General features: G+C 36.2%; 4 protein-coding genes. All 4 read right to left on the minus strand.

Annotated features, from left to right (window positions below; all coding sequences use genetic code 11):
* The coding region (locus tag IM515_RS13215; RefSeq protein WP_287698023.1) for a DUF3782 domain-containing protein at positions 1-333 on the minus strand (333 nt) is incomplete at its 3' end.
* A 119-nt stretch (positions 334-452) separates the two neighbouring features.
* The gene (locus tag IM515_RS13220; RefSeq protein ID WP_287629107.1) at positions 453-1,358 is read right to left on the minus strand and encodes a S1 family peptidase; all 906 of its coding nucleotides are present in this window, start codon (positions 1,356-1,358) and stop codon (positions 453-455) included.
* Positions 1,359-1,508: 150 nt separating this feature from the next.
* Positions 1,509-3,017 carry a S1 family peptidase gene (locus IM515_RS13225; protein ID WP_287629106.1) on the minus strand — a complete coding sequence of 503 codons (1,509 nt, stop codon included), beginning with the start codon at positions 3,015-3,017 and terminating at the stop codon, positions 1,509-1,511.
* Between the two features lie 27 nt (positions 3,018-3,044).
* Complete coding sequence (locus IM515_RS13230; protein ID WP_287629105.1) at positions 3,045-3,605, minus strand: COP23 domain-containing protein; 561 nt, start codon at positions 3,603-3,605, stop codon at positions 3,045-3,047.
* Positions 3,606-4,196: the final 591 nt, after the last annotated feature.

A 4,196-nucleotide genomic window follows, 5' to 3' on the forward strand; every position in this document is an offset into this window, starting at 1 on the left:
ATCCCTTTGAGTTAACTTACTTTTGACCTCCACTAAAATGGCATCGGTATCATTCACTACCAATAGATCAATCTCTAAACCCTCATTATCCCGTTTTACCGAAATGCCAGGGTGAAACTCATGCACATCAATACCCCGCTCCTGAAACAGACGCACCACCGCAGGACGCACTTGCCACTCGACAAACTCTCCTAAACGATTGCCTAACTCCCCAATCTGCTGACTAACTCTGTTAATTTGCTTATCTGTTTCTTTTTGAGCTTGGGATAACTCTTGTTGGGATTGAGCTAATTCCTTTAGTATTGCCCGAATGTCTTCAATAGTGGCTTTCATAATGAATTTTCTCAGGTTAAAGTGAAATTTTCTCTATTATAGTCTGATCGCTTTTTCTCCCTTGGGTTATAGACTCAGGGATTTGCTAATAATGAACATCCCAAAGAGGGTGATCGCTCCTAGTCTTTGAAGGATTTTGGTCGCTTAAAAATACCAGTAGGTTGATCATTACTTGGGCTTTGTGGAGTATTTTCTGTGATTGGACTGTCTTGAGCATTAGAGGAATCGCTAGAAATTTTGTAAGAACCTTTAGGCAGTTTTTTAAACAAATCTGATTCGAGAAAACTTTTGATAGACACGCCTAAATTATCTCCATACAACTTATCTAATTTAGGGCAACTTTCCTTATCATATTGTACAGATTTCTTTGCAGCCGAATGAATAGCAACTAACTCGTTTTTTGAATTAAAAACCCCACTTCCACTCATTCCTTCGATTGTAGGATTGCTATAGTTAATGTTACGTCCATCTTGACTTTTTGAAGGACTTAGAACGGCTTCTACTTTTCCAGTAGTTAATTCATATGTTGGCTGATTAGCACAAGATTTCCAGCCAGAAATAGCTACGTCTTCTTGACGCACAATATTTCGATTAAAAGTGGAAATAGGGTGATTTTTATTGCTTTTGAATTTAACTAATGCCAAATCAATTGATGGATTTTCATTTTCGCTGAGAAATACATTGCTATAATAGTCAATTTTGTATTCTTCTTTATATTTATTTCCATCTGAAAAATAGATTTTATAAGGATCGTCAATTTTTCCAGGTTCAGTGTTAACAAGATGTTTTGCCGTTAAAACGTAATACTCATCACCGTCTTTGGCAATAACAACTCCTGAACCAATTTTCCCTATTCCTTTGATTTGTGGAGTATTACTAACTTCAGTAGTGTTTGTGTAAACAGTCGGTTGACTATAATTGCCTGCTTGCGGAAAATCTTTATTTTTTTGAGACTGACATCCGACACAATATATCGTAACAAGTAGCAGATTTAATAAATGGACGAAATGAGTTTTGTTAAGCATGTCTTTTGTCAGCGTTAATGAGTAAGAATAAGTTGATTTCTATAATTAGGATCGGGAGCATCTCACCTTTGTAACCCCTAAATCAGGTTTTTATGTCAAGCTATTTTGAAAGCCTTGCTGGAAACCAGTTTTAGGGATAAGTATAATTACTCACTTACATAAATGAGATACTCCCTTAGGATCATACATGAAACTTATTATTACCAAATCCTTAGTACTTGTCTTATAAAGTTTAAATATCGTTTTGCCTCTAATATATTCAGGTTCAATGGAATAGTGTTTTTGTTTAATTGGGTATAGAATAGTTGCTTTAATAGAACAAAGGTTGAGAGATTGGTTAGAAAAATCTTGTGGCGATGGACAAACTCTAACATAGCTTTCAGAAGTTGTAAATTCATAACCGTTTTTAAGAAAATCGCGAAGGCTCAAATTATCATTAAAACTGTTTTGAACGCAATTATTGTCAGGAGAAATTTTAATATCAATGCACCATTGGCTTTGACCAATATACCATTGGTTTTGAGAACATTGATTTTGATCTTGATATATGTGAAACTCAGCCAAAAATGTTTTTTTTCTTCTAAACCGATAAACACAAAACACCAGTGAGCCTAATAATGTTATAACTATTCCAACCTTGACAAACAAGCTATTTTGTAAAAAAAAACTGGAGTTGTGCGAAGATTCATCTGGCAATAAAACAGTACTTTTAACCTGATTTTTGTTTAAGAAGTAAAGTGGTTCAAAACTCTGAGACAATGGCGAAATTTTTTTAATGAAGTCCCTTAACAACTTCTCACGATCCAAGCTGGAATAATGCTCTATTGGTAATCCTAATGCTAGAGGGGCGTTATCTCTAATAATGTCAGGAACAACAGATTGATCTGCATATTGATATTGAGGGACATCAACAACCTGACTAGACCTTCTACCTGTAATGCCTATTAGTTTCCCTTGAATATCAAGGTTTGCACCACCACTCATGCCCTCTGATACTAGATTAGTGAATCCCAGTTGATAACCATCTTTTAAAAGTTTAGGAGATTTAAAAACCTTACCCGCTTGAAAAGTGAATTTAGCTGGACAATCAATAATTTCACTTGAAACATTGCAAGGAAAACCAGTTACAAAAAGTTTGCTTCCATCCTCTATTTTATCTGATGTTCCAATCACTGCTTTTTCATAATCGTAGGGAGTATAAAAGCCTAACAACCCTAAATCAATCTCAACATTATTTTTTTGAAATTTGGCCGTTGGGTGAACAAAAGCCTTATGAACCAAACCATCGGGCGTTTTAATATAAAACTCTTTACTCTGAGAAGAAATATGATTATTTGTCAAGACAAAATAAAGAAACAAAGAACCTTTTTTTACCTTTACTTCTTGCTTGTCCACAATTACGCCTGAACCACTGGCTTTGATTGCATTCGATTGTGTATTCTCCCATGCTTTAGAATCGACACCAAAGACTCTAACCGTAATTTGCTCGGAGAGATCATGAATTTGCTCTTCAGGCAAGAATTTCTCCTGTTTCTCCTCAGACATTAAAAGCGGTTTATTGTCTAAAAAACCAAAAGCTTGTGCCGAAGGATTGAGAACTAACACAACAACACAAACTTTTAGCAAAACAAAGGAGTGCATCCAGTTAATAAACTTCATGTATTACAAAAAAACAACACAATTAGGTTATCGGCAAGACGCTTTGATAGTTTTATTCATTAGAACAGCATTAGTATCAACTACTAAGCGACATGACTGAATTAAAGGAGAGGGAGCAATATTCATATCACTAAGAGCAAAAAGAGTTTTAAGTACGTCTTTGGGCTGTTCTGTCCATTGTCCACGCCACCCATAGGTGCTACCGTCCAAGGTAAATAATAAATTGTTACACCCTTTACCCTCTTCGTTTGTAGTACAAACAACAGGATTATTATTCATGAAGCCATAGGTAATGAACTGTCCCCCCTGAGAAAAATGTTTATTAAGATTGTATGTCACTTTGCTACACCGACTTTCGGGAGTTTCGCCGGCATCTTTACCGACGTTGTTGTACCATTTAATTAATGCACGAGGCTGGTTTCCCCATTGAGGGCTGATACCAAAAGTGGTTGGTGCTCCGCTCTGTTTCCCGCACACAAACTTAACTTGGGGGGAAGCGTTAGAAGGATATAGGGGCGCAACAGCAAAAAGCCAAGCTACACCTAGCATACCCAAATAGCGTCCCGTTTTATAGAAAAAGTTTTCCATTTTCTCCTCCTTTAGACGTTCTGGAAGTAATTATACCGATTGTAAGACATTGTAACAACTAAAATAATGCCATTTGGACCCAGCAACAAAAAAGTCATGTTTTCCTGACAAATAAGGTTCTCCTAAAAGTCCATTGAGTGTTTGTCAGGCACAAGGAATATTGGACTACCAAGAGCCGTTTCTGGTTGCTCAAGGGTTTCTTGACTAGGCCGTTTGAAAATTAACTCTTGAGGTTTTTCCGTAACAAGTGTAGATTGTGAGCGACAAGACTTAAGCTCAGAATGCTGTTCACACGCTATACGGATACTCGTACTACTGTTCTGGAGGCTTTTATGAGCAATGAATAAACTTATCAATCCTATGATGATAGGAGTAACTTTGAAAAATACATGATCTTTGTCAATTTTCATATACACGGTTTCCTGAAAAATTCACTCCGCCAATGAATTAGGCTCTTCCGAACTTGTCATGTAAAATTAAAGAAAAAACAGACAATTATTGCTGACCAATAAAACAATAATTTATCTTTAAAAGCTGACTATGCTTGCAATACAGCAATTTATTGGTTAAAATATAGACAGCCAAGACCAG

Origin of the sequence: Microcystis sp. M44BS1, from assembly GCF_020244875.1 — a bacterium.
GTDB classification, from domain to species: domain Bacteria; phylum Cyanobacteriota; class Cyanobacteriia; order Cyanobacteriales; family Microcystaceae; genus Microcystis; species Microcystis panniformis.

What these genes read in the sequence shown, in the direction of transcription:
- IM515_RS13225 (WP_287629106.1), bottom strand. Translation starts at nt 3,017, where the DNA reads ATGAAGTTTATTAACTGGATGCACTCCTTTGTTTTGCTAAAAGTTTGT.
- IM515_RS13220 (WP_287629107.1), bottom strand. Translation starts at nt 1,358, where the DNA reads ATGCTTAACAAAACTCATTTCGTCCATTTATTAAATCTGCTACTTGTT.
- IM515_RS13230 (WP_287629105.1), bottom strand. Translation starts at nt 3,605, where the DNA reads ATGGAAAACTTTTTCTATAAAACGGGACGCTATTTGGGTATGCTAGGT.